At 67.3% G+C, this 23,250-nt stretch carries 16 protein-coding genes and 4 tRNA genes; 12 read left to right on the top strand and 8 right to left on the bottom strand.

The features are described 5' to 3' along the window. The first annotated feature begins 1 nt into the window (after position 1). The 3 genes from I4484_RS13950 to I4484_RS13940 are packed head-to-tail and all read left to right on the top strand — an operon-like array spanning position 2 to position 3,410. Positions 2–1,333 carry a cobyrinate a,c-diamide synthase gene (locus I4484_RS13950; RefSeq protein WP_197447863.1) on the top strand — a complete coding sequence of 444 codons (1,332 nt, stop codon included), beginning with the start codon at positions 2–4 and terminating at the stop codon, positions 1,331–1,333. A 9-nt stretch (positions 1,334–1,342) separates the two neighbouring features. Continuing rightward, on the top strand, positions 1,343–1,954 hold the full coding sequence (gene cobO, locus I4484_RS13945; RefSeq protein WP_197447862.1) for a cob(I)yrinic acid a,c-diamide adenosyltransferase: 612 nt from the start codon (positions 1,343–1,345) through the stop codon (positions 1,952–1,954). A gap of 4 nt (positions 1,955–1,958) precedes the next feature. Then, positions 1,959–3,410: a cobyric acid synthase gene (locus I4484_RS13940; RefSeq protein WP_197447861.1), complete on the top strand. Its 1,452-nt coding sequence runs from the start codon at positions 1,959–1,961 to the stop codon at positions 3,408–3,410. Positions 3,411–3,487: 77 nt separating this feature from the next. Here I4484_RS13940 and nadE read toward each other — a convergent pair whose 3' ends face one another. Beyond that, positions 3,488–4,831: an ammonia-dependent NAD(+) synthetase gene (nadE, locus tag I4484_RS21060; protein ID WP_346731429.1), complete on the bottom strand. Its 1,344-nt coding sequence runs from the start codon at positions 4,829–4,831 to the stop codon at positions 3,488–3,490. An 86-nt stretch (positions 4,832–4,917) separates the two neighbouring features. Next, complete coding sequence (locus tag I4484_RS13925; RefSeq protein ID WP_197447860.1) at positions 4,918–5,682, bottom strand: glycerophosphoryl diester phosphodiesterase; 765 nt, start codon at positions 5,680–5,682, stop codon at positions 4,918–4,920. Positions 5,683–5,810: 128 nt separating this feature from the next. Between I4484_RS13925 and I4484_RS13920 the strand changes: the two genes are divergently transcribed. Both I4484_RS13920 and I4484_RS13915 read left to right on the top strand, forming a co-directional pair. Then, positions 5,811–6,371 (top strand): hypothetical protein, encoded by a 561-nt coding sequence (locus I4484_RS13920; protein WP_197447859.1) that lies wholly within the window; start codon positions 5,811–5,813, stop codon positions 6,369–6,371. Positions 6,372–6,462: 91 nt separating this feature from the next. Then, positions 6,463–7,440: an NADPH:quinone reductase gene (locus I4484_RS13915; protein WP_197447858.1), complete on the top strand. Its 978-nt coding sequence runs from the start codon at positions 6,463–6,465 to the stop codon at positions 7,438–7,440. A 386-nt stretch (positions 7,441–7,826) separates the two neighbouring features. Here I4484_RS13915 and I4484_RS13910 read toward each other — a convergent pair whose 3' ends face one another. After that, a complete protein-coding gene (locus tag I4484_RS13910; RefSeq protein WP_197447857.1) occupies positions 7,827–8,732 on the bottom strand; it encodes a MurR/RpiR family transcriptional regulator in 906 nt (301 codons plus the stop codon). A 147-nt stretch (positions 8,733–8,879) separates the two neighbouring features. Between I4484_RS13910 and I4484_RS13905 the strand changes: the two genes are divergently transcribed. The 3 genes from I4484_RS13905 (at position 8,880) to I4484_RS13895 (ending at position 12,849) form a co-directional block, all read left to right on the top strand. Beyond that, positions 8,880–10,208 carry an aspartate aminotransferase family protein gene (locus tag I4484_RS13905; protein ID WP_197447856.1) on the top strand — a complete coding sequence of 443 codons (1,329 nt, stop codon included), beginning with the start codon at positions 8,880–8,882 and terminating at the stop codon, positions 10,206–10,208. A gap of 10 nt (positions 10,209–10,218) precedes the next feature. Continuing rightward, complete coding sequence (locus I4484_RS13900; RefSeq protein WP_197447855.1) at positions 10,219–10,782, top strand: carboxymuconolactone decarboxylase family protein; 564 nt, start codon at positions 10,219–10,221, stop codon at positions 10,780–10,782. 171 nt (positions 10,783–10,953) lie between these two features. Beyond that, entirely contained in the window at positions 10,954–12,849 is a 1,896-nt protein-coding gene (locus I4484_RS13895; protein ID WP_197447854.1) for an SLC13 family permease, read from the top strand. 84 nt (positions 12,850–12,933) lie between these two features. Here I4484_RS13895 and I4484_RS13890 read toward each other — a convergent pair whose 3' ends face one another. The 4 genes from I4484_RS13890 to betI form a co-directional block, all read right to left on the bottom strand. Then, entirely contained in the window at positions 12,934–15,378 is a 2,445-nt protein-coding gene (locus I4484_RS13890; protein WP_197447853.1) for an acyl-CoA dehydrogenase, read from the bottom strand. 151 nt (positions 15,379–15,529) lie between these two features. Continuing rightward, a complete protein-coding gene (gene betA / locus I4484_RS13885) occupies positions 15,530–17,221 on the bottom strand; it encodes a choline dehydrogenase (RefSeq protein WP_197447852.1) in 1,692 nt (563 codons plus the stop codon). Between the two features lie 10 nt (positions 17,222–17,231). Continuing rightward, the gene (betB, locus tag I4484_RS13880) at positions 17,232–18,701 is read right to left on the bottom strand and encodes a betaine-aldehyde dehydrogenase (protein WP_197447851.1); all 1,470 of its coding nucleotides are present in this window, start codon (positions 18,699–18,701) and stop codon (positions 17,232–17,234) included. Continuing rightward, a complete protein-coding gene (gene betI / locus I4484_RS13875) occupies positions 18,698–19,318 on the bottom strand; it encodes a transcriptional regulator BetI (RefSeq protein ID WP_197447850.1) in 621 nt (206 codons plus the stop codon). The genes betB and betI overlap by 4 nt, the downstream gene beginning before the upstream one ends. Before the next feature lie 161 nt (positions 19,319–19,479). Here betI and I4484_RS13870 point away from each other — a divergent pair. From I4484_RS13870 to I4484_RS13855, 4 genes are all read left to right on the top strand, one after another. Then, a tRNA-Met gene (locus tag I4484_RS13870) sits at positions 19,480–19,556 on the top strand. 132 nt (positions 19,557–19,688) lie between these two features. Continuing rightward, positions 19,689–19,764 (top strand) — tRNA-Asn (locus I4484_RS13865). Between the two features lie 30 nt (positions 19,765–19,794). Continuing rightward, a tRNA-Asn gene (locus tag I4484_RS13860) sits at positions 19,795–19,870 on the top strand. A gap of 37 nt (positions 19,871–19,907) precedes the next feature. Beyond that, positions 19,908–19,983, top strand: a tRNA-Asn gene (locus tag I4484_RS13855). Positions 19,984–20,062: 79 nt separating this feature from the next. Here the strand turns inward: I4484_RS13855 and I4484_RS13850 are convergent. Continuing rightward, complete coding sequence (locus I4484_RS13850) at positions 20,063–23,185, bottom strand: EAL domain-containing protein (protein ID WP_197447849.1); 3,123 nt, start codon at positions 23,183–23,185, stop codon at positions 20,063–20,065. Positions 23,186–23,250 lie beyond the last annotated feature (65 nt).

Here is a 23,250-nt window from a genome sequence, read left to right as displayed (position 1 = left end):
TATGACCGACTCGACGATTCGCGGCGAGACCCATGCCGCCTTGATCACCGCCCCCGGCTCCGGCCAGGGCAAGTCCATGGTCACCGCCGCGCTGGCGCGGCTGCACCGCAACGCCGGGCGCCGGGTGCGGGTGTTCAAGCATGGCCCCGACTACCTCGACCCCATGGTGCAGGAGGTGGCCTCGGGCCAGCCGGTCTACCAGCTGCACCCCTGGATGACCGGCGAGGCGGAGTGTCGCTGGCGCCTGGCCGAGGCGGCCCGTGACGCCGACCTGATCCTGGTCGAGGGTTCCATGGGGCTGTTCGACGGCGACCCCTCCAGCGCCGACCTGGCGATACTCGCCGGGCTGCCGGCGCTGCCGGTGATCGACTCCTGGGGCATGGCCCAGACCTTCGGCGCCGTGGCCCAGGGGCTGGCCAACTACCACCCCGACCTCGCCATCCACGAGGTGATTGCCAACCGTGTGGGTAGCCCCGGCCACGGCAGGCTGCTGGCGGAGAGCATGCCGACGGGGCTCTCGCTGCTGGGGGCGATTCCTCGCCACGAGGCGATGAAGGTTGCCGACCGCCACCTGGGGTTGGTCCAGGCCGGCGAGCTGGCGGGGCTCGATGCGCAGCTCGATGCTGCCGCCGAGGTGCTCAAGGAAGCCGGCCTCGACCGGTTGCCGGCGCGGGTCACGCTCGACGCCGAGGCGCCCGAACTGCCGCCGCGGCTGCTCGAGGACGTGCGCATCGGCGTGGCGCGTGACGACGCCTTCGCCTTCCTTTATCGCGCCAACCTCGACCTGCTCACACAGATGGGCGCCGAGCTGCGTTTCTTCTCGCCGCTGGCCGACCGCGAGCTGCCCGGCTGCGACGCCCTGTGGCTGCCCGGCGGCTATCCGGAGCTGCATGGTGGAAAGCTTGCTGTCAACGCGCCGATGCGCGCCGCGATCCGCGCCCATCACGACGCCGGTCGGCCGATCCTGGCCGAGTGCGGCGGGCTGATGGCGTGCATGGGGGCCCTGGTGGATGGCGAGGGCCATGAACATGCCATGCTGGGGCTGCTGCCCGGTACCGCGCAGATGGCCGGCAAGCTCAGCGCCCTGGGCCTGCAGAGCCTGGCGACCGACACCGGCGAGCTGCGCGGCCACACCTACCACCATTCACTGCTGGAGACGCCGCTGACGCCGGCTGCCCACGCCCGGCGCCTGGCCGGGAGCCCCGGCGAACCGGTCTATGTCGAGGGCAGGCTGGTCGCCAGCTACTTCCACGGCTATTTCCCCTCGGCGCCGGCGCTGGCCGCGGCCATCTTCCGCGGCGAGCCGCTGCATTTCACCCAGGACAAGAACTAGGAGACAACCATGCGCGAGAACGCCAAGGACCCCCAGCGCCATGCCCAGCGCATGGCGGCCAAGCAGAAGATCATGCACGAGCGCATCGCCGGCGCGCAGAAGGAGCAGGGCCTGCTGCTGGTGCTGACCGGCCCGGGCAAGGGCAAGAGCAGCTCCGGCTTCGGCATGCTGGCGCGTGCCTTGGGCCACGGCATGAAGGTAGGCGTGGTGCAGTTCATCAAGGGCACGCGGGAGACCGGCGAGGAGGCCTTCTTCCGTCGCCAGCCCGGCGTCGAATACCACGTGATGGGCGAGGGCTTCACCTGGGATACCCAGGACCGCGAGCGCGACACCCGCGCCGCCGAGGCTGCCTGGCAGGTGGCCCGCGGCATGCTCACCGATGCCAGCTTCGACCTGGTACTGCTCGACGAACTCAACATCGCCCTGCGCTACGACTACCTCGACCTCGACCAAGTGCTCGACGACCTGCAGGCGCGGCCGCCCATGCAGCATGCCGTCGTCACCGGGCGCTACGCCCCTGAGCCGCTGATCGAGCTAGCCGACACCGTCACCGAGATGAAGTTGATCAAGCACGCCTTCAAGGATCAGGGGATCAAGGCGCAACGCGGGATAGAGCTGTAATCCCATGCCAACCCTGATGATCCAGGGCACCACTTCGGATGCCGGCAAGAGCACGGTGGTGGCCGGGCTGTGCCGGGTGCTGGCGCGGCGCGGGGTGTCGGTGGCGCCGTTCAAGCCGCAGAACATGGCGCTCAACAGCGCGGTGACGGTGGACGGCGGCGAGATCGGCCGCTCCACCGCACTGCAGGCACTGGCGGCGGGGGTCGAGCCCCACAGCGACATGAACCCGGTGCTGCTCAAGCCCGAGAGCGACCGCGGCGCCCAGGTGATCCTGCGCGGCCGGGTCCACGGCCACATGGAGGCGCTGGACTATCACGCCTACAAGCGCACCGCGCGGGAAAGCGTGCTGGCGGCCTGGCAGGCGCTGGCTTCTCGCTATGACGTGATCATCGCCGAGGGCGCGGGTAGCCCGGCGGAGATCAACCTGCGTGCGAACGACATCGCCAACATGGGCTTCGCCGAGATGGTCGACTGCCCGGTCGTGCTGGTGGGCGATATCGACCGCGGCGGGATCTTTGCGCAGCTGGTCGGCACCCTGGCGCTGCTCAGCGCGAGCGAGCGCTCACGTACCCGTGGCTTCATCGTCAATCGCTTCCGTGGCGATATCGCCCTGCTCGAGCCGGGGCTCGACTGGCTCACCGAGCGCACCGGCAAGCCGGTATATGGCACGCTGCCCTATCTGCAGGGATTATTGCTCGATGCCGAGGACAGCATCGGTCGCAGCGGCCGGGTGGGGAAGGGGGATACGCTCAAGGTATTGGTGCCGGCGCTGCCGCGCATCAGCAACCATAACGACTTCGATCCACTGCGCCTGCATCCGCAGGTCGACTTGACCTTCGTCGGACCCGGCCAGGCGATCCCGCCGGCCGATCTCATCATCTTGCCCGGCAGCAAGAGCACCCGCAGCGACCTCGCCTGGCTGCGCGCCCAGGGCTGGGAAGCCGCCATCCAGCGCCACCTGCGCTACGGCGGTCGGGTGCTCGGCATCTGCGGCGGCTTGCAGATGCTGGGCCGTGCCGTGCACGACCCGGAGGGCCTGGAGGGGCCGGCGGGCGCTAGCGAAGGGCTCGGGCTGCTCGAGTTCGAGACCCGCATGGTAGCGGGCAAGCAGCTGCGTAACGTGAGTGGGCGCTTGCTTCCCGAAGGGGTGCCGGTCACCGGCTACGAGATCCACAACGGGGTGAGCGAAGGGCCTGCCCTGGCGCGGCCACTCGTCGAGCTGCAGGGTGGGCCGGACGGTGCCGTCAGCGACGACGGCCGGGTCATGGGCACCTACCTCCACGGCCTGTTCGACGGCCCCGAGGCGTGCGCGGCGCTGCTTGCCCGCTGCGGGCTCGAGTCGCAGGGCGACGCGGTGGACTATCGGGCCCATCGGCAGCAGGAGCTCGATCGACTGGCCGACTGCCTGGAAGCGAACCTGGACATGGCCGCCATTGCGCGTCTGGTGGGGCTCTGACGGCATCGTTCGGGCGGTTGGCTACCGTGCGGGCCGACACTCCGATGTCGGCCCACGTGCGTGATATGGGAAGGGTTTCAGTCCGGCGTGAGCGGCAACTGGCGCTTGTGCTCGGTGCGCCGGTAGGTGGTCACGATGGTATCGAAGGCGGGTCGGGAGACATCCCGGTTCTCCAGGAAGGCGTCGATCTCATCGTAGCTGACGCCGAGGGCCACCTCGTCGAGCTTCTGCGGTGCCAGCGACTCGAGGTCGGCGGTGGGCGCCTTGTCGATCAGCTCAGCGGGGGCGCCGAGCTGCTGGCCGAGCAGGCGTACCTGGCGCTTGGTCAGGCCGGTCAGCGGAGCGACATCGCAGGCACCGTCGCCGTACTTGGTGAAGAAGCCCATCAGCGCTTCGGCGGCCTGGTCGGTGCCGATGACCAGCCCGCCGCGCGCGCCGGCCACGGCGTACTGGACCACCATGCGCTGGCGCGCCTTGATGTTGCCCAGTACGAAATCGCGCTGATGGGCGTCCGTGAATGCCAGCCCGCCGCTCTCCAGCGCTTCCAGCAAGGCATCGCTGCCGGCTTGCATGTTCACCTCCAGCACTTCGTCGGGCTGGATGAAGGCCAGCGCCCGCTCGGCGTCCTCGGCATCTTGCTGCACGCCGTAGGGCAGGCGCATGGCGACGAACCAGGCCTGTTCCCCTTCCTCGCGCAGCTGCTCCACGGCGAGCTGCGCCAGGCGCCCCGCGACGGTGGAGTCGACACCGCCGCTGATGCCAAGCACCAGCGTGTGCTGTCCACTCTTCCGCATGGCCGCACATAGGAAATCGCGGCGCCGCTCGAGCTCATGCCGGGCGTCGACGTTCGTTCTGGAGCGCAGCTGCACGCCGATCGAGCGCTGCTCGGCCTGGCGTGAACGGCGCTCTTCTTCGGCCCCTGTCGATTCGGCGCCGGCGCACAGCCGGTGATAGTGAGGCAATCGTTCCAGCGCGTAGTGGGCCGCGGCCAGGCGCACTTCGTTACGCGTGCCGTCGAAGTGGCGGGTTTCGCTGAAATGGTGGTGCTGGCCATTCTCGCGGAAGGCCCAGGCGAAGCAGACCGTGCCGATGGGAGTGTCGTCGTCGCCCGGGGTGGGGCCGGCAATGCCGGTATTGGCCAGGGCCACGTCGGCATCGTTGTTGCTCAGCGCTCCGCTGGCCATTTCGCAGGCCACGGCCTCGCTGGTCAATCCGTATCGGTCGATGGTGTCGAAGCTGACCCCGAGGTAGCGATGCTTCGATTGTGGCGAATAGACGCCAAGGCCGCAGTCGATGCTCTGGCCGCTGCCGGGCACCCGGGCCAGCTCGGACACGATCAGCCCCGCGGTACAGGACTCGGCGGTGGCAAGCTTCAATCCGTTGTCGATCAGATAGTCCGTGATACTGTCGAGCAGTTCCATTGCACTTCCTCCTGGCTGTGCTTCGTTCTGTCCGTTCCACCATCAAGCTAGACCACTGCAGGCATGGCTGTCCTTGCTCCGGTTCCTCAGAGTCGCGGCGGCGGGGCGATGCCGGCGAACAGGGCCGGATCGTCACTGATGGCGCAGTCGACGCCCCACTCCCAGCGCGGGGCGAACGCGGCGGGGTCGTTGGGCGTGTAGCACAGCAGGCGATAGCCGGCGTCCTTGATCTCCCGGGCGCGGCGGGCGGTGAGCCGCGTCCAGTCGGTATGAAGGCTGAAGGCATCGAGCGCCTCGCAGCGCGTCCGCCACGTTGCGGGTACGCCCTCGGTGAGCACGCCGATGGCCAGCAGCGAGGCATCGGCCAGGGAGCGGGCATGCTGCAGGGCGGGCTGATCGAAGGAAGAGAGAATCAGGCGCTCGGGAGGCAGTGCCTTGAGCAGGCGGGGTACCACCACCTCGGCCAGCTCGGTACCGCTGCGCCGGTGGGTCACCTTGAGCTCCATGTTGACGCCCATGTCCAGTTCCACCAGCAGCGCGAGCATGTCGCTCAGGGTGGCCATGCGCTCGCCGCGGAAGCCGTCGCCGAACCAGGCACCGACATCGAGCTTGCGCACCGCGGCGAGATCCAGCATGGCAAGTCGGCCATGGCCGTCGGAGCAGCGCTTGAGCGTGGCGTCGTGCCAGATTACCGGGGTACCGTCGCCGAGCAGCTGCACGTCGAGTTCCACCCAGGCATAGCCGGCCTCATGTGCCGCCTTCACCGCCGCCAGCGTGTTCTCCGGGGCATGCGCGGAGAGACCGCGGTGAGCGATCAATCGGGGCAGCGCAATAGCAGGGTGCTTTGGCATGTCGGGGCTCCGCGTGAAGGTCGTGGCAAGCTATGGGATCCGAATGGCGATTCGAGCGGGGCGACGCGCATGGAATCGACCGCGACTATGCTAGGCTTGCAGCCTTTGACGATGCAACGAGGCAAGGCATGAAGGTGATGACCCCCGAGCGTGACGAGCAGCGCGATGCCTGGCTCGCCCGCCTGTGCGCCGATATCTACGGTAGGGAAGCGGGGCTCTCGCCGCTGGTCACGTTCACCGGCACGCGACAGGTGCTGTTCTCGCAGGAGGCCGCCCGCCTGTGGGCGCTGGTGGACGAGCAGGGCAGGCCCGGTGCGCTGGCCCTGCTGGCACTCGATGCCTCGGGTGCGGGCATGTCGCTGAGGCTGCACGCCTCCCCCGGCGGCGACCGTGAGAGCCTGCGCCGGCTGATCCGCGAGCTGGCCCAGAAGGCCCCGCTGCGGGTCGATGCGCTTGACCAGGACGAAGAGGCGTTCTTTCGCCGCTGCGGCATCAACCGCTGGTTCGCCGCGCCCGGCGGACGGCGCGTCGGCCTCTCGACCCACCACCCGGCGCGTGGCGTGAACGAGCTGGAGCCGGCGCTGGGCTTCGATGACGACGCCGTGCTGCGGCGTTTCAAGCACGACCCGCGCTTCTTCGAACAGGAGAAGGCACGTTTCGTCGAACGGCTGGCGGCATTCCCCGGCTGATCATCATTGTCGGGTGGCGGCGCGCTTGACCGCCTGCCTGATCGGCGGTTGGATGGTGTTCACTTAACGTTAGCGAACAAAGGAAGATCTCATGGCCAAGCGCATCCAGTTTGCTCGCACCGGCGGCTCCGAGGTGCTCGAATTCCTCGACGTCACGCCGGCCGATCCCGCTTCCGGCGAGGTTCGGGTCAAGAATGAAGCGATCGGGCTCAACTTCATCGACATCTATTTCCGCACCGGCCTCTATCCCGCGCCTGGCCTTCCGTCCGGGCTCGGCACCGAGGGCGCCGGGGTGGTCGACGCGGTGGGCGAGGGCGTCGACCATCTCAAGGAGGGCGATCGGGTCGCCTATGCCCAGGGGCCGCTCGGCGCCTATGCGGAGTACCATGTGCTACCGGCGGAGAAGGTCGTGGTACTGCCCGACACGATCGCCACGGAAACCGCCGCGGCCAGCATGCTCAAGGGCTTGACCGTGCAGTACCTGCTGCGCCAGACCCGACCGCTCGAGGGCGGCGAGACGATCCTGTGGCATGCCGCCGCCGGCGGGGTGGGCTCCATCGCCTGCCAGTGGGCGCGTGCGCTGGGCGTCAAGCTGATCGGGACCGTCAGCTCGGAAGAAAAGGCGAAGCTGGCCAAGGCCAACGGCGCCTGGGAAACCATCGACTACACCCGCGAAGACGTGGTCGAGCGGGTGCGCGAGCTCACCAATGGCGAGATGTGCGATGTGGTTTACGACTCGGTGGGCAAGGACACCTGGATCACTTCGCTCGACTGCCTCAAGCCGCGTTCGCTGATGGTCAGCTTCGGCAACGCTTCGGGGCCGGTCGAAGGGGTCAATCTTGGCATCCTCAACCAGAAGGGCTCGCTGTTCGTGACCCGCCCCAGCCTCAACGGCTATGCCGACAGCCGCGAGCGGCTGGAAATGATGTGCCGCGACCTGTTCGACATGCTGGGCAGCGGCAAGATCAAGGTCGACATCGGCCAGCGCTTCGCCCTGGCCGATGCCGGCAAGGCCCAGGATGCGCTGGCCGGCCGCCAGACCACCGGCTCGACCATCCTGTTGCCCTGAAGCCGCACCGACACGACGCCCGTCTCCTCGAGGCGGGCGTCCTCGTTTTCGCTTGAACTCTCGGCAGTGTTAGGCACAGGCTGTCGCCTTCCTCGGCGACGAAGACCCGCTCCGTTGCGCTGTCGAGTTCGCCCGTGCCGCCTGCTGACGCGCGGGCGTTGAGGGCTTCTTCGACGGCCTGTTCGAAGCGCTGGCGCTCACCCTCGGTCATGGCCTTGGATGCTACGCCGTCGGCCTGATAACGGCGCAATGAGTCGATATCGATCCGGTATGACATGCTCCGCTCCTCCCTCCGTGAAAGGTTCACCATAGGGAGGAGCGCAGGCAGGTTGTCTGAAGTTTCGTTGAATTTTTCGTGGCACTGCGTCTTGGGCGATCGTCCGCGATCACAGGGAGGCGCCGAGTTCGGCGATCATCGTCTCGCGGTGCTTGAGCGCCGCCAGCCCGGCGCTACCCAGGGCGCTGGCCACTTCACTCAACAGCCCTTGGGCGAGCAGCATGAAGGCACACATGCTGTTGCTGTAGAACAGGCTATGATTGGGCACCGGAAAGCTGTGCCGCGCGACCCGGGCCAGGGGTGAGCGCTCCGAGTCGGTCAGGGCGATGACCTCTACCCCGTGGCGGGCCGCGACCTCGGCCGTGGCCAGTACGCTCGGGGTATAGGGGAAGCAGCTTGCCACTATCAGCACGTCGCCGGGGTCGAGCTGGGCCAGGGCATCGGCGACGCCTTGCCGGCCCGCGTCGAGTGGGGCGACGTCGGGGCGCAACATCCCCAGGCCATAGGCCATGAACAGCGCCAGGGAGTGGAACTGGCGCATGCCGTGCACGCGCACCCGATGGGCCGTCGCCAGCAGCGTCACCGTCTGCTCGAAGGCCGTCGGATCGATCCGCTCCAACAGGCTCGCCATGTTGGCGCTCTCTTGCCGTCCCAACCGGCTCAGCCGGGCCAGTCCCTGCGTGTCGCTGCTCGCCTCGAGGAGGCGGGAGGCCTGGTCGCTGTAGAAGCTCTGGCCTTCGGTGACTTCGCGGCGGAAGACATCCTGCAACTGGCCGAACCCCCCATAGCCCAGGCGCTGGGCCAGGCGCGAGAGCGTCGACGCATTGACGCCCAGCCGCTCCGCCAGCTCGCTGATGGATGAGACCGCGGCCTGCTGCGGTGCCTCGACGAGCAGCGCGAGTACGTGCCGGGAGCGTTTGCCCAGCCGGATGCCGGCCTCGCCGGCTTCGATGGCCTTGAGCCGTTGCCTGAGGCCGCTCAGCGTTTCCGGAGGGGGCGTGGGGGTGTCCGTCATGGCGTCGCTTCACTTCATCTCGTGGCGTCGGGGGAGCATTGTAGCCTCATGGCGCTGCTGAGGGCGTTGGATGATAAATATGCAAATTTTAATTGCAAATTTAAATAGAGCATTTATATTTTGCGTATTGTCAACCCGGAGAATCCCATGAGCCACGTTTTCCACCGCAGCCTGACGCAGGATTACCCCGCGGCCATCAAGGGTGAAGGCCCTTACCTGATCGACGATCAGGGGCGGCGTTATCTGGATGCCTGCGGTGGCGCCGCGGTCTCCTGTCTGGGGCATAGCGATGCCGCCGTCATCGAGGCCATCCGTGAGCAGGTGGGCAAGGTGGCCTACGCTCACACCGCCTTCTTCACCACCGAGCCGATGGAAGCCCTGGCCGATTTTCTGGTCGAGCGCGCACCCGCGGGGCTCGAGTCGGTCTACTTCGTCTCGGGTGGCTCCGAGGCGATGGAGGCGGCCCTGAAGCTGGCGCGTCAGTATTTCATCGAGATCGGCCAGCCGCAGCGCAAGCACCTGATTGCGCGTCGCCAGAGCTACCACGGCAATACCCTGGGGGCGCTCGCTACCGGGGGCAACGCCTGGCGCCGCCAGCAGTTCGAGCCGCTGCTGATCGACGTGAGTCATGTCAGCCCCTGCTATGCCTACCGCGGTCTGCAGGAGGGCGAGAGCCCCGAGGCCTATGCGACGCGCCTGGCCGACGAGCTCGAGGCCGAGATCCTGCGTCTCGGAGCGGAGAACGTGATGGCCTTCGTCGCCGAGCCGGTGGTAGGGGCCACCATGGGTGCGGTTCCCGCGGTACCGGGGTACTTCAAGCGCGTGCGCGAGGTGTGCGATCGCCATGGCGTGCTGCTGATTCTCGACGAGGTGATGTGTGGCATGGGGCGCACCGGCACCCTCTTCGCCGCTGAGCAGGAGGGCGTCACCGCCGACCTGATCACCATCGCCAAGGGGCTCGGGGCCGGCTACCAGCCGATCGGCGCCACCCTGGTCAGCGGGCGTATCCGCGATGCTATCGCCAATGGCTCGGGCTTCTTCCAGCACGGGCATACCTATATCGGCCATGCGACGGCCTGTGCCGCGGCCCTGGCGGTGCAGACGACCATCCAGGAGCGCGACCTGCTGCCCCGGGTGCGTGAGCTGGGCGAAGGACTGCAGCGGCGCCTGACCGAGCGCCTCGGCGAACATCCCCATGTCGGCGACATACGCGGCCGTGGGCTCTTCCTGGGCCTGGAACTGGTGGCGGACCGGGCCACCAAGGCGGCGTTCGAGCCCGAGCGCAAGGTACATGCACGCGTCAAGCAGGCCGCCATGCAGGCGGGGCTGATGTGCTACCCGATGGGCGGCACCATCGACGGACGCCAGGGTGATCACATCCTGCTGGCGCCGCCCTTCATCCTCGCGGAGAGCCATCTGGACGAGATCGTCGACAAGCTCGATATCGCCCTGCGCAGTGCGCTGGGTAGCCGATAAGGAGATAAGCATGGCCATCGAATCCCGCCTGACCCCGCTCGACGAGACGCGCCTGGACGCCGAACAGCGCCGCGTGCTGGAGGAGATCCTCAGCGGCCCTCGCGGCAATCTGGACGGCCCCTTCCTGGCCTGGATCCATAGCCCGGGCCTGGCCGATCATGCCCAGCGGCTGGGTGCCTTCTGCCGCTACGGCACGCGGCTGGAGCTGCGCCTGACCGAACTGGCGATCCTGGTCACCGCCGCCTGGTGGCGGTCCCAGGCCGAATGGCAGATCCACGAGCCCATCGCCCGCGAGGCAGGCATCGCCGATGACGTGATCGAGGCGTTGCGTACGGGCGAGGAGCCGGTCTTCGAGCGCGATGACGAGCGCCTGGTCTATCGCCTGGGCCGGACGCTCTATGCCACCCGACGCGTCGACGCGGCACTCTATGCCGAAGCCGTCGAGGCCTTCGGCGAGCCCGCGGTGGTCGAGCTGGTAGGGGTGTTCGGCTACTACGCCCTGGTGGCCATGACCCTGAACGTCTTTGCGGTGCGCCGCGACACGGATACCCCCCTGCCGTTCCGTGAGCCGTAAGGCCGGCGCCGTTTGGCCGAAGGTAATGGCCAAGCAGCCGGTGCCTACCCTGCAGCAGACCCGGCCCAGGCCGGGTTTCTTGCACCGACGTAGGGGGGAACTCTCAGAAAAGGCTGGATTTTTTCTCGTGCGGCTGTTGTGCTGGGGCCTGAGTCACCACAGGGAGCGGGTATGGCCGACCATACGTTGGTATTCATCGTGCTGGGACTCACGCTGGCCGCCTTCGTCTGGGGGCGCTTTCGCTTCGACCTGGTGGCGCTCTCGGCGCTGCTGGCCTCGGTGATGCTGGGGCTGGTGCCGGCCGACGAGGCGTTCTTCGGCTTCGGGCATCCCGCCGTCATCACCGTGGCCGCGGTGCTGGTGCTCAGCCGCGGGTTCGAACGCTCCGGCGTGGTCGACGTGATCGCCGAACAGGTGCTCAAGGTCGGCGATCGGCTGTTTCTGCAACTGGTGGCGCTGACGGCCACGGTGGTGGTGCTGTCCGGCTTCATGAACAACGTCGGCGCCCTGGCGTTGCTGCTGCCGGTGGCCATGCGCCTGGCCCGGGAGCACGACACCTCCCCCTCGCTGCTGCTGATGCCGCTGGCCTTCGGCTCGCTGCTCGGCGGCCTGATGACGCTGATCGGCACGCCTCCCAACATCATCATCTCCACCTACCGTCGCTCCGTGACGGGTGACAGTTTCGGCATGTTTTCGTTCTTTCCCGTGGGGGCGGTCGTGGCGCTGGCAGGACTGGCGTTCATCGTGCTGCTGGGCTGGCGGCTGGTGCCCAGGCGGGCGGGCAAGGCATCCACCGAGGAGATGTTCGATACCGCCAACTACCTCGTGGAACTGAAGGTCACTGAGGATTCCAAGGCAATGGGCTGGACGCTGCGGGAACTGCAGCGGGAGGTGGAGGAGAGCGTGCCGGTGCTGGCCGTGGTGCGCGACGAGCGGCGTTGGGCCGGGCACGCCTTCCTGGGCACCCTGAAGGAGGGCGACATTCTGCTGGTCGAGGCCGGGCCCGAGGAGATGAAGCTGCTCGAGGACAAGGCCGGGCTGCGGGTGGGCTTGGACCCCGAGGAGCAAGAGGCGCAGGAGAATGCAGCGCAGCCGGAGGAGAGCGACGCTGAAGCCTCCAGGACAGACGCCGGACCGGCTCAGGGAAACGACGACAAGTCGAGCAAGGAGAACAAGAAGAGCAAATCCGGGAAGACATCGGCCGACACCGAAGGGCTCGAACTGGTCGAGGCGGTGGTACGCAACGACTCCATGATGATCAACCGCACCGTCACCCAGCTGCGCCTGCAGAACCAGTACGGTCTGCACCTGATCGCCGTAGCTCGCGATGGCGGGCGGCTCAAGCAGCGCCTGCGCGACATTCGCTTTCGCGCCGGCGACGTGCTGCTGCTGCAGGGGGGCGAGAGCAACCTTTCCGAGAGTCTGGCGACCTTGGGCTGCCTGCCGCTGGCCCGGCGCAACCTACCGCTGGGTCAGCCACGCATGCTGCTGGTATCGCTTGCCGTCTTCGGCGTGGCCATACTGGCCATGCTGATGGACCTGCTGCCGGCAGCGGTGGCGCTATCGGCGGCGGCGCTGGTCTCGCTGCTGGTGGGCGTGCTGCCACTGCGCGAGGCCTACCAGGCCGTCGACGGGCCGGTCATCGTGCTGCTGGCGGCCATGCTGCCAGTGGGCCAGGCGTTGGAGACCAGCGGCGGAGCGGCCCTGGTGGCCGAAAGCCTGGTGATGGCAGGCGAGCAGTGGCCGGTGCTCTTGCTGCTGATCGGCCTGTTCCTGATTTCGATGCTGCTTTCCAACGTGATCAACAATGCCGCGGCGGCGCTGCTGATGGCCCCCATTGCCGCCAGTTTGGCCGACGGCTTCGGCGCCTCGGCCGACCCCTTCCTGATGGTGGTCGCGGTGAGTGCCTCGTGCGCCTTTCTCACGCCGATTGGGCACCAGTCCAACACCCTGGTGATGGGGCCCGGTGGCTACCGGTTCGGCGACTATTGGAGGATGGGCTTGCCGCTGTCGCTGCTGGTGCTGGCGGTGGCGATGCCGATGATATTGCTGGTCTGGCCGTTATAAGAGGTCGCGATTCGCTACTGCGCTCGCCGCTTTGAACAATAAGACACCCCGGCGCTGGGCCGGGGTTGGTGAGTGGTGCTGACCTTACGCCGCGTTGTGGCGCAGGATGTTGGCCTTGTCGGTGGCGAATTCGTCGTACTCGAAGTCGTCCACGCTCAGCAGCTCCAGTACCTCGGCTTCGAAGCCGCGCATGAACTCGGCGTCCTCTTCGCTGACCAGTCCCTTCTCCCGTGCCGCTTCCAGGCGCGCCTCGGGGTGCAGCGCCTCGCGCGGCAGCTCGCCCTTGGCGTAGGCCTTGTTGACGGTGCGATAGAGCGCCTCGGCGCGGTCGTAGTCGGCGAGCAGGGCGTTGTAGCGGGCCAGGGGATTGTCCTTGACGCCGTCGTTCCGCTGCCAGGCCGCCGCGAGCAGCTTGGCGCGCAGCGCGGTGTCGCGCGACACCGCCTGGGCGATCTCGCGGGTCAGTTGGTCGGCGGGGCGCTTCCAGCGCCGTCCCAACGGCATCGTCACGGTGCGCAGCACACCGGCGAGCGCCCGGTTGGGCAGGTTGTCGAACAGCTCGTCGAAGGCCTGTTCGGCGCGCTGCAGCAGATGAGTGCAGCTGTAGTGGAGCAGGGCGGCCTCGCCTTCCACCTTGTCGCCCTCCTGCCAGTGCTTGAGCACCATCGAGGCGAGATAGAGGTTGGAGAGCACGTCGCCCAGGCGCGCCGAGAGCATCTCGCGCTGCTTGAGCGTGGCCCCGAGGCTGGCCATGGCGGCATCGGCGCACAGGCTGAAGCCGGCCGAGAGGCGCGCCATGTCGCGGGCATAGGGTGCGGCGACCGCGTCGAAAGGCACATCCGGCTTGCCGATGCCGAGCCCCATGGTGAAGGCGCGGGCGGCGTTGCCGAAGACCAGGGCGGCATGGCCGAAGAAGGCGCGATCGAAGGCCGGCAGGTCGTTGCTGTCCGAAGCGGCCAGCTCCTCGAGCACGAACGGGTGGCAGCGGATGGCGCCCTGGCCGAAGATCATCAGGTTGCGGGTCATGATGTTGGCGCCCTCGACCGTGATCGACACCGGGTTGGCGCTGTAGCCGATGCCCAGGTAGTTGCGCGGGCCCAGGGTGACCGCCTTGCCGCCGTGGATGTCCATGGCGTCGGAGAGCGCGATGCGCTGGAACTCGGTGAGCTGGCTCTTGAGAATCGCCGAGGGCACCGCCGGCTTCTCGCCGCGATCGATGGTATTGGCGGTCTGGTAGACCGCCGCCTGGGCGATGTACCCCAGCGACGCCATGCGGGCGAGCGGTTCCTGCACGCCCTCCATTTCCGCGACGGGGACGTTGAACTGGCGGCGAACGCGGGCGAAGCCGCCGGTCCAGCCCAAGGCGTAGCGCGAGGTACCGCTGGCGCCGGAGGGCAGGGTGATGCAGCGTCCGATGGAGAGGCACTCCACCAGCATGCGCCAGCCCTGGCCGATCATCTCGGTGCCGCCGATGATGGTGTCCAGCGGCACGAAGACGTCCTTGCCCTTGATCGGGCCGTTGAGGAACGGGCTGCCGATGGGATGGTGGCGCCGGCCGATCTCCATGCCGGCGGTGTTGCGCGGCACCAGCGCCAGGGTGATGCCACGATCCTCCTCCTCGCCCAGCAGATGATCGGGGTCGAACAGGCGGAAGGCCAGGCCCACCACGGTGGCGATGGGGGCCAGGGTGATCCAGCGCTTCTCGAAGTCGAGGCGCAGCCCCAGCACCTCCTTGCCGTCGATCATTTCCTTGCACACGATGCCGGTGTCGGGCAGCGAGGTGGCATCACTGCCGGCGCGGGGGCCGGTCAGCCCGAAGCAGGGGATCTCGCGGCCGTCGGCCAGGCGCGGCAGGTAGTGGTCCTTCTGCGCCTGGGTGCCGTACTTGAGCAGCAGCTCGCCCGGCCCCAGGGAGTTGGGCACGCCTACCGTGACCATCAGCGTCTCGCTGATCGAGAGCTTCTGCAGCACCAGCGACTGGGCCTTGGCCGAGAACCCGAGGCCGCCGTACTCCTTGGGGATGATCATGCCGAAGAAGCCTTCCTTCTTCAGGTACTGCCACAGCTCCTCGGGCAGGTCGGCACGCTCCTTGGCGATCTCCCAGGCATTGCACATGCCCGCCGCCACCGAGCACTGGTGATCGATGAAGGCGCGCTCCTCCTCGCTCAGGCCGTCGTCGCGGTAGCTCATCAGCCTGTCCCACCGGGGGCGGCCCGAGAAGAGTTCGCCGTCCCAGGCCACGGTACCGGCTTCCAGCGCAGTGCGCTCGGTGTCGGAGACCTTGGGCGAGACGCGCTTGAACATGGCGAACAGGCGCGGCGTGAGCCACCGGGTGCGCAGCGCCGGAAGCCCGGCCACGGCCACCGCCGCCGCGCCGAGCAGCAGCAGTACGCCAAGCACGGGGGAGACCAGCAGACTCACCAGGCCAAGGCCTCCGAGCATGACCAGGATCGGCATGGCGCCGGCCTCGCGCCGCATCAGTGCCAGCAGGCCAGCGACGGTGAGGATCAGGAGTAACAGGGTGAGCATGTGTTCGGCGCTCCCTTGGTTCATGTTTAGAACGGTTGTTTGAATGTGTCAGCCTAGCCGATCTCCCGAGTGCTGGCCAGTCCTGAGGCGCCTACGAAATGACAGCGCCCTGCACGAGGCAGGGCGCTGGGTAGGAAGTTAAAGCGCTGCCTTAAATGAGGCGACGCTGGGGCTCGCGCCTGGCCGGGCTGTCGCCGGCCACGTAGTAGGGCGCATCGGAAGGCGGCAGCGGCTCGCGGCCGCGGATGCGGTCGGCGATCTTCTCGGCCAGCATGATGGTCGGTGCATTGAGGTTGCCGGTAGGGATCACCGGGAACAAGGAGGCATCCACCACACGCAGTCCCTCCAGGCCATGCACGCGGCCCTGGCCGTCGACCACGGCGTCGTCGCCTTCCCCCATGCGGCAGCTGCCGCAGGGGTGGTAGGCGGTTTCTGCGTGCGCGCGTACAAAAGCATCCAGCTCCTCATCGCCCTGCACGTCCGGCCCTGGCGAGATCTCTCGGCCGCGATACGGATCCATGGCGGGTTGGGCGATGATCTCGCGGGTCAGGCGAATGGCATCGCGGAACTCCTGCCAATCCTTCTCCTTGGCCATGTAGTTGAACAGGATGCTGGGGGCCGCCGCCGGATCGCGCGATGTGAGGCGAACGCGCCCGCGGCTCTCCGAGCGCATCGAGCCCACGTGGGCCTGGAAGCCGTGTGCCTGCACCGCACTCTTGCCGTTGTAGCTGATGGCGATGGGCAGGAAGTGATACTGCAGGTTGGGCCAGGGCTCCGCGTCGTGGGTACGAATGAAGGCGCACGACTCGAACTGGTTGCTGGCGCCGATGCCGCTGCCGAGAAACAGCCATTCCGCGCCGATCTTGGGCTGATTGAACCACTTCAGCGCCGGGTAGAGCGTGATCGGCTGCTTGCACTCGTACTGGATGTACATCTCCAGGTGGTCCTGCAGGTTCTCGCCGACACCTGGCAGGTCGTGCACCACCGGAATGTCGAACTCGCGCAGGTGCTCCGGGTTGCCGACCCCCGAGCGCAGCAGGATCTGCGGCGAGGCGATGGCCCCGGCGCACAGCAGTACCTCGCGGCGGGCACGGACCTGGTGGGCCTGGTCGCGGCGCAGGTAGCGCACGCCCACGGCACGCTTGCCCTCGAACTCGATCACGTCGGTGGTGGCGTGGGTCTCGATGGTGAGGTTGGCGCGCTGCTTGGCCTGGTCGAGGTAGCCGCGGGCGGTGGAGGCGCGGCGCCCTTTGGGGGTGACGAAACGGTCCATGGGGCCGAAGCCCTCCTGCTGGTAGCCGTTGACGTCCTCGGTCTCGGGGTAGCCCGCCTGTACACCGGCATCGACGAAGGCGCGGTAGAGCTCGTTGTTGCCCTCCTTGGGCGTGGCCACGCTGACCGGCCCGTCGCCGCCGTGGTAGGCGTTGGGGCCGATGTCGCGGCACTCGGCCTTCCTGAAGTAGGGCAGGCAGTCGGCGTAGCGCCAGTCCTCGAGCCCCGCCATGCTGGCCCAGTTGTCGTAGTCCAGGGCATTGCCGCGGATGTAGCACATGCCGTTGATCAGCGACGAGCCGCCGAGCCCCTTGCCGCGGCCGCACTCCATGCGGCGGCCGTCCATGTGCGGTTCCGGGTCGGTCTCGAAGGCCCAGTTGTAGCGCTTGCCCTGCAGCGGGTAGGCCAGGGCGGCGGGCATCTGGGTGCGGAAGTCGAAGCGGTAGTCGGGGCCGCCGGCCTCGAGCAGCAGCACGCTGACGTCGGGGTCCTCGGTGAGGCGGGTGGCCAGCACGTTGCCGGCGGAACCGGCGCCGATGATGACGTAGTCGAATTCACGAATCTGGGACATGGCGATTTCCTCAGAACACCGACTCGAAGGGTCCCATCTCCACCTGCACCGACTTGGTCTGGGTGTAGTGGGCCAGGGTCTCGATGCCGTTCTCGCGGCCCACACCGGACTGCTTGTAGCCGCCCACCGGCATCTCCGCCGGCGACTCGCCCCAGGTGTTGATCCAGCAGATGCCGGCTTCCAGCCGATGGATGGTGCGGTGTGCCCGGGCGAGGTTCTCGGTGAACACCCCGGCGGCAAGGCCGTAGTGGGTGTCGTTGGCGCGGCGGATCAGCTCCTCCTCCTCGTCGAAGGCGAGGATCGACATCACCGGACCGAAGATCTCCTCGCGCACGATGCGCATGTCGTCGCTGCAATCGGTGAACACCGTGGCCGGGGCCCAGGCGCCGCGGGCGAAATCGCCCTCGGCCAAGGGCTCGCCGCCGACCAGCACGCGTGCGCCGTCCTGTTTACCCTGCTCGATGTACGAGAGCACCTTGGCCTGGTGCTCGAAGCTCACCAGCGGGCCGAAGTTGACGCTGGGGTCGAGCGGGTCGCCGGCGCGGACACGTGCCACGCGCTCGGCGACCTTCTCCTCGAAGGCCTGCTTCACCGTGCGTTCGACGAAGACCCGCGTGCCGTTGGTGCAGATCTGACCGCTGGAGTAGAAGTTGGCCATCATCGCCGCATCGGCGGCGCGCTCGAGGTCGGCGTCGGCGAAGACGATCAGCGGCGACTTGCCGCCGAGTTCCATGGTCACGTCCTTGAGCGTCGAGCCGCCGGCCGCGGCCATCACTTTCTTGCCGGTGCCCACCTCGCCGGTGAACGACACCTTGGCGATGCCTTCGTGCGCGGTCAGCATCTGGCCGATGCGGCCGTCGCCATGCACGACGTTGAACACGCCGTCGGGCAGCCCCGCTTCGGTGAAGATCTCGGCCAGCTTCATGGCGGTCAGCGGCGTCACCTCACTGGGCTTGAACACCACGGCGTTGCCCGCGGCCAGCGCCGGGGCCGCTTTCCAGCAGGCGATCTGGATCGGATAGTTCCAGGCGCCGATGGCGCCGATCACGCCCAGCGGCTCGCGGCGGGTGTAGACGAACGACGACTCGCGCAGGGGGATCTGGGCGCCCTCGATGGCCGGCGCCAGGCCGGCATAGTACTCGAGCGCGTCGGCGCCGGTGACGATGTCCACCGCGGCGGTTTCGCTGATCGGCTTGCCGGTATTGCGTGTCTCGAGCTCGGCAAGCTCGTCATTCCGCTCTCTCAAGAGTGCGACGGCACGGTAGAGGATGCGGCCGCGCTGCATGCCGGTCATGGCGGCCCAGCGGCGCTGACCCTCCCGGGCCGAGTCGACGGCGCGATCGATGTCGGCCTGGCTGGCCTGTTCGACCTTGGCCAGCAGGCTGCCGTCATAGGGATTGACGACGTCGAAGGTTTCGCCGGACGTTGCCGGCTCCCGACGGCCCGCGATGTACAGGGTCTCGGTGTCGTAAGCGGTCATGCTGTCTCCTTGGTGGACGCAAGGGAGGTGTCGTAACGGGCCAGCAGCTGGTCGAGGTAGGCGTGCGCCAGGCGTCGGGCGCGTGCGGTATCCAGCCCCTCGGGGCTGAGGGTGCCGCGCAGCCACAGGCCATCGATCATGGCGGCCAGGCCGCGGGCGGCATCGCGCGCCGCTGCGTGCGGCATCAGACGACGAAACTGGCAGCACAGGTTGGAGTAGAGGCGCTGGTCGTTGACGTGCTGAAGGCGCTGGAGCTGCGGCTTGTGCATGCTGCTGGCCCAGAAAGCGAGCCAGGTCTTGGCGGCCGGACCGATGATCTGGCTGCGATCGAAGTTGCCATCGATGATCGCGCCGATATGCTCACGAGGAGAGCCATTGACGAGCTGGCGACGGCGCTGTGCCACCGCCTCGCCGAGGTCGGTCAGGATCTGGCGCATGGTGGCCTCGAGCAGGCCGTCCTTGCCGCCGAAGTAGTGACTGATGATGCCTGCCGATACGCCGGCATGCCGGGCGATTCGCAGGACCGTGGCATCAGCCAGACCGACTTCGTCGATGGCGGTCATGGTCGCCTTGATGAGCTGGCTACGCCGGATCGGCTCCATACCTGTCTTGGGCACCCGCTGCCTCCTCTCGAGAACGACGCCGCTGGATTTTCCATCAGCATGGCATTTTTTTATTGAACGTTCAATCAATAAAAACCGGAGCCGCGCCGGCTTGCTAGCCCGATTCGTTTCGTGCATAATCCTGCCGCGTCGAGGGGTTCGATTCCCGTTCGAAAGGCTACGTAGCTCAGCCGGTTAGAGCACATCACTCATAATGATGGGGTCCCCTGTTCGAATCAGGGCGTAGCCACCAGGTTTCACACATGATGCCCGCGCGACTCCGGTTGCGCGGGCATCGTGCGTTCGAGAGCGGTGTCAGGCCGGCAGAATCCGCCCTTGACCTTATGTGAGCGATCCGTATACTACGCACCGTGTTCACGGCCATTCCCGGATAGCTCAGTCGGTAGAGCAAGTGACTGTTAATCACTGGGTCGCAGGTTCGAGTCCTGCTCCGGGAGCCAAGAACACGAGCTGATCCTGACGTCCGTCATTCCTCGATAGCTCAGTCGGTAGAGCAAGTGACTGTTAATCACTGGGTCGCAGGTTCGAGTCCTGCTCGAGGAGCCATCAGCCCCGCCCTGGGAATCCTTTCCCGTCATGCCGTTCCCGGATAGCTCAGTCGGTAGAGCAAGTGACTGTTAATCACTGGGTCGCAGGTTCGAGTCCTGCTCCGGGAGCCAATCTCCGTCTTCGCCTGCCAGCGACGGGTTTCCGTTGCGTGCGCTGCCGCGCAGCCCGGTGGCGTTTTCCGATGTCGTGTCAGCGGTCGAGCCGCATGCCTTGGCGTGCCTCGAGCGCCAGGAAGCGATGCTCGATCTCGTCTGCCGCCAGCGCCGGGCTGAACAGATAGCCTTGGTAACCCCAGCACCCCTGACGTTTCAGGAACGCCAGCTCTTTCTCGGTCTCCACGCCTTCGGCGATGGTGTGCAGGCCCAAGGTATCGGCCAGGGCGATGATGGCACGTACGATGCCCTGGTTCTTCTCGTCCTCGTGTACCCGCTTGATGAAGCTCATGTCGATCTTGACGGTGTCGATGGGAAAGTCACGCAGGTAGGCGAGCCCCGAGTAGCCCGTGCCGAAGTCGTCGATCGACAGTGCCACGCCGAGGCGTTTCAGCGCCTGCAGCGTGGCAAGGGTGTAGTCGAGGTCGAACATGGCCACGTGCTCGGTGATCTCCAGTTCGAGGTCGTGACCCGGTATCCTGCTCTCGCCGAGCCAGCGCGTCAGCTCGTCAACGAAGTCGGAGCGGGAGAACAGCGAGGCCGAGACGTTGACCGCCACCGGCAGTATTCGGCGCCCCTGGCGTCGCCAGCGTGCCAGCTGTTCGATCACCGCCTCGAGCATCCAGCGGTCGATGGCGGCGATCTGGCCACTCAATTCGGCAACGGGTATGAAGTTCCCCGGCGGCACCAGGCCGCGCTCGGGATGCTGCCAGCGCACCAGCGCCTCGAAGCCGATGATGCCGTCATCGGCGATGCCAAGCTTGGGTTGATAGTAGGCGCGCAGCTCGTTGCGTTGTATGGCGCCGTCGAGTTCCACCCGTAGGGTCAGTCGGTTCTGCGCCTGGTGCTGCATGTCGCTGGAGTAGAACGCATAGATGCCGCGCCCACGCGCCTTGGCCTGGTACATGGCGGTATCGGCGGCCTGGATCAGCTCGTCGAGATTGGTTCCGTCGCGCGGCGCCTGGGCGATGCCGATGCTGCAGCCGATGTGCACGGGCTGCTCATCGAGCCGGTAGGGCTGGCGAACGCTGCGGATCAGGCGCTTGGCCAGGGAGCGCGCCTCCTGGCGCCGGCCGGCCAGCAGCACCACGAACTCGTCACCACCGAAGCGGGCCAGGGTGTCGCCGTCGCGCAGCTCGCCCACCAGCCGGGCGGACACCAGCTGCAGCAGGAGGTCACCCTGCTGGTGCCCCATGGCATCGTTGACGTGCTTGAATTCGTCCAGGTCCACGAAGAGTACCGAGAGCGCCAACGGGGCATCGCCCGCCTGCTCGACCGCATGCTGAAAGCGGCTTTCCAGCATCAGGCGGTTGGGTAGGCCCGTCAGGGCATCGTAGTTGGCGAGGTTGAGAATCTTCTGTTCGGCCTGTACCTGGGCCGAGACGTCCTCCATGACCGAGATGAAGTGCTCGATCTGGCCGTCCTCTCCGCGTACCGCGGTGATGGTGCCGCGCTGCGGGTAGTGTTCGCCGTTCTTGCGCGAGTTCCAGAATTCGCCGGCCCAGTGCCCTTTCGTCAGCAGGCTGTGCCACAGCGCTTCGTAGAACGTACGATCCTGTCGGCCAGACTGGAGCAGGCGAGGGTTGTGGCCTACCACCTCCCGCCGGCTGTGACCCGTGATGCGCGTGAAGGAGGGGTTGACGTCGAGAATACGGCCTCTGGCGTCAGCGATGATGATGGATTCATGACTGTGCTCGAAGACCTCCGACGCCAGCTTCAGGCGTTGGCGATCCGCCTGCATGGTCAAGGCAAAGGCGATGTCGCCGGCCAGCTCGTCGAAGAGGCGCACCATATCCGCATCGAAGCCGTCGCGTCGCAGGCTGAACACCGTCAACACGGCCTGTACCGGCTTGTCCTCCGGACGGATGGGAAATGCCGCCATGGTGCCAGGCTCATCCCGCGGGGGGGAGGCGCTTGCGCCTGGCCGCCAGTCGTGTCGAATGACATGGCGACGCTTGGCCTGCGCCTGGCGGACCAGCTCCTCGTCGGGGTGGCACCACTCTCCCGCCGCTAGCAGGCCGCTTCCCTGGCGTGCGCAAATCACGCTGGAGGGTCTACCGGCGCTGCCCGGCCGTGCCGCCTGGAGCGGCGTGATGCAGGCCAGGTAAAAGTCGCTCTCGGCAACGATGATCTCGCACATTCGCTGGTAGAGCTGGAGCGGGGTCAGCTTGAGGTTGATTAGCGCCTGATTGGCGTTGCTGAGCATCTCGTACATGTCGCGCATCTTCTGCACCCGGCGCAGCACGCGATGGCGTTCGTCGATCAGGGCGCCGAGCAGCCAGACGACCATCTGATTGATCAGCAGGAACACCGAGACGGCGATCAGGCTGCGCTGGGCGCTTGCGGGGGTATCGCCGGCTCCCAGCGCATCGGCCACGCTGGCGACCAGGCTGGCCGAGAGCACCACGAACAGGCTGGTCGTCAGGGGGAGTCGTATGGCGGCGATCACCAGGAGCGGGGTCAGCAGGAAGCTGTAGGTCGCCAGCGCTCTGCCGGCGGGGTTGCTGACGCTGAAGATCAGGGCCGACGCCAGGCAGGTGAGCGCCCAGAGCGTCACCGATTCCCAGTGGGGCGGGCGTTCGCGAGCCTCGGTCGCTGCGTCGAAGGCGGGTCGAAAGACCAGCACCAGCAGGGGGGCGAAGAGCAGTAGGCCGTTGAGGCGCTGGATGAACCACCACAGCCATTCAGCGAGAAAGAGGCCGGGCGCGTCAAGCAGGCCCAGAGTCGTCAGGCTGGACGACAGCGCTGCCGGCAGCAGGCAACCCCACAGCAGGAATTGCAGGATGCCCCGCTGCGTATCGGGGCTGCTGCCGTCGGGTGCGATGTGCCGCAGCAGCAGGGCGCCCAGCCAGGCCTGCGCGACCAAAGGCGCGCTGACCCATAGGGCGGCGAGAGGTGGCATGTCCTGAAGGCCGATGCGCAGGCCGGAATCGACCAGCAGGACAGCACCAACCAGGCGGAGCCGCTCCCGGCGATGGGTGGAGGGCAGCACGAGCAGGGCAGCAAGCAGGATGCCCCCCTGCGGCAGCATCAGGCTGAAGCCGTGGTACGGGTTGCGCAGCAGATGCGCCGCCACGGAGAGCGCGGCATAGGCCAGCAGCCAGCTTGGCCAGTGCTGGCTTGCGAATCGAGCCGAGCGTGCCAACCGATGAATCCGCATGCGCATTGTTCCCCTGGGGCGTGGATCGGCGTGGCGGGCCGAGCCCGTGCGACGACCGGAACCTC

Source organism: Halomonas sp. SS10-MC5, from assembly GCF_015992245.1.
GTDB classification, from domain to species: Bacteria; Pseudomonadota; Gammaproteobacteria; order Pseudomonadales; family Halomonadaceae; genus Halomonas; species Halomonas sulfidoxydans.
The sequence above is the reverse complement of the archived record's forward strand: the minus strand, read 5'-3'. Positions and strand labels throughout refer to the sequence as shown.

What these genes read in the sequence shown, in the direction of transcription:
- I4484_RS13940 (WP_197447861.1), top strand. Translation starts at nt 1,959, where the DNA reads ATGCCAACCCTGATGATCCAGGGCACCACTTCGGATGCCGGCAAGAGC.
- I4484_RS13910 (WP_197447857.1), bottom strand. Translation starts at nt 8,732, where the DNA reads ATGACGGACACCCCCACGCCCCCTCCGGAAACGCTGAGCGGCCTCAGG.
- cobO (WP_197447862.1), top strand. Translation starts at nt 1,343, where the DNA reads ATGCGCGAGAACGCCAAGGACCCCCAGCGCCATGCCCAGCGCATGGCG.
- betB (WP_197447851.1), bottom strand. Translation starts at nt 18,701, where the DNA reads ATGACCGCTTACGACACCGAGACCCTGTACATCGCGGGCCGTCGGGAG.
- I4484_RS13905 (WP_197447856.1), top strand. Translation starts at nt 8,880, where the DNA reads ATGAGCCACGTTTTCCACCGCAGCCTGACGCAGGATTACCCCGCGGCC.
- I4484_RS13895 (WP_197447854.1), top strand. Translation starts at nt 10,954, where the DNA reads ATGGCCGACCATACGTTGGTATTCATCGTGCTGGGACTCACGCTGGCC.
- I4484_RS13900 (WP_197447855.1), top strand. Translation starts at nt 10,219, where the DNA reads ATGGCCATCGAATCCCGCCTGACCCCGCTCGACGAGACGCGCCTGGAC.
- I4484_RS13890 (WP_197447853.1), bottom strand. Translation starts at nt 15,378, where the DNA reads ATGCTCACCCTGTTACTCCTGATCCTCACCGTCGCTGGCCTGCTGGCA.
- nadE (WP_346731429.1), bottom strand. Translation starts at nt 4,831, where the DNA reads ATGGAACTGCTCGACAGTATCACGGACTATCTGATCGACAACGGATTG.
- I4484_RS13920 (WP_197447859.1), top strand. Translation starts at nt 5,811, where the DNA reads ATGAAGGTGATGACCCCCGAGCGTGACGAGCAGCGCGATGCCTGGCTC.
- I4484_RS13850 (WP_197447849.1), bottom strand. Translation starts at nt 23,185, where the DNA reads ATGCGGATTCATCGGTTGGCACGCTCGGCTCGATTCGCAAGCCAGCAC.
- I4484_RS13950 (WP_197447863.1), top strand. Translation starts at nt 2, where the DNA reads ATGACCGACTCGACGATTCGCGGCGAGACCCATGCCGCCTTGATCACC.
- I4484_RS13925 (WP_197447860.1), bottom strand. Translation starts at nt 5,682, where the DNA reads ATGCCAAAGCACCCTGCTATTGCGCTGCCCCGATTGATCGCTCACCGC.
- betA (WP_197447852.1), bottom strand. Translation starts at nt 17,221, where the DNA reads ATGTCCCAGATTCGTGAATTCGACTACGTCATCATCGGCGCCGGTTCC.
- I4484_RS13915 (WP_197447858.1), top strand. Translation starts at nt 6,463, where the DNA reads ATGGCCAAGCGCATCCAGTTTGCTCGCACCGGCGGCTCCGAGGTGCTC.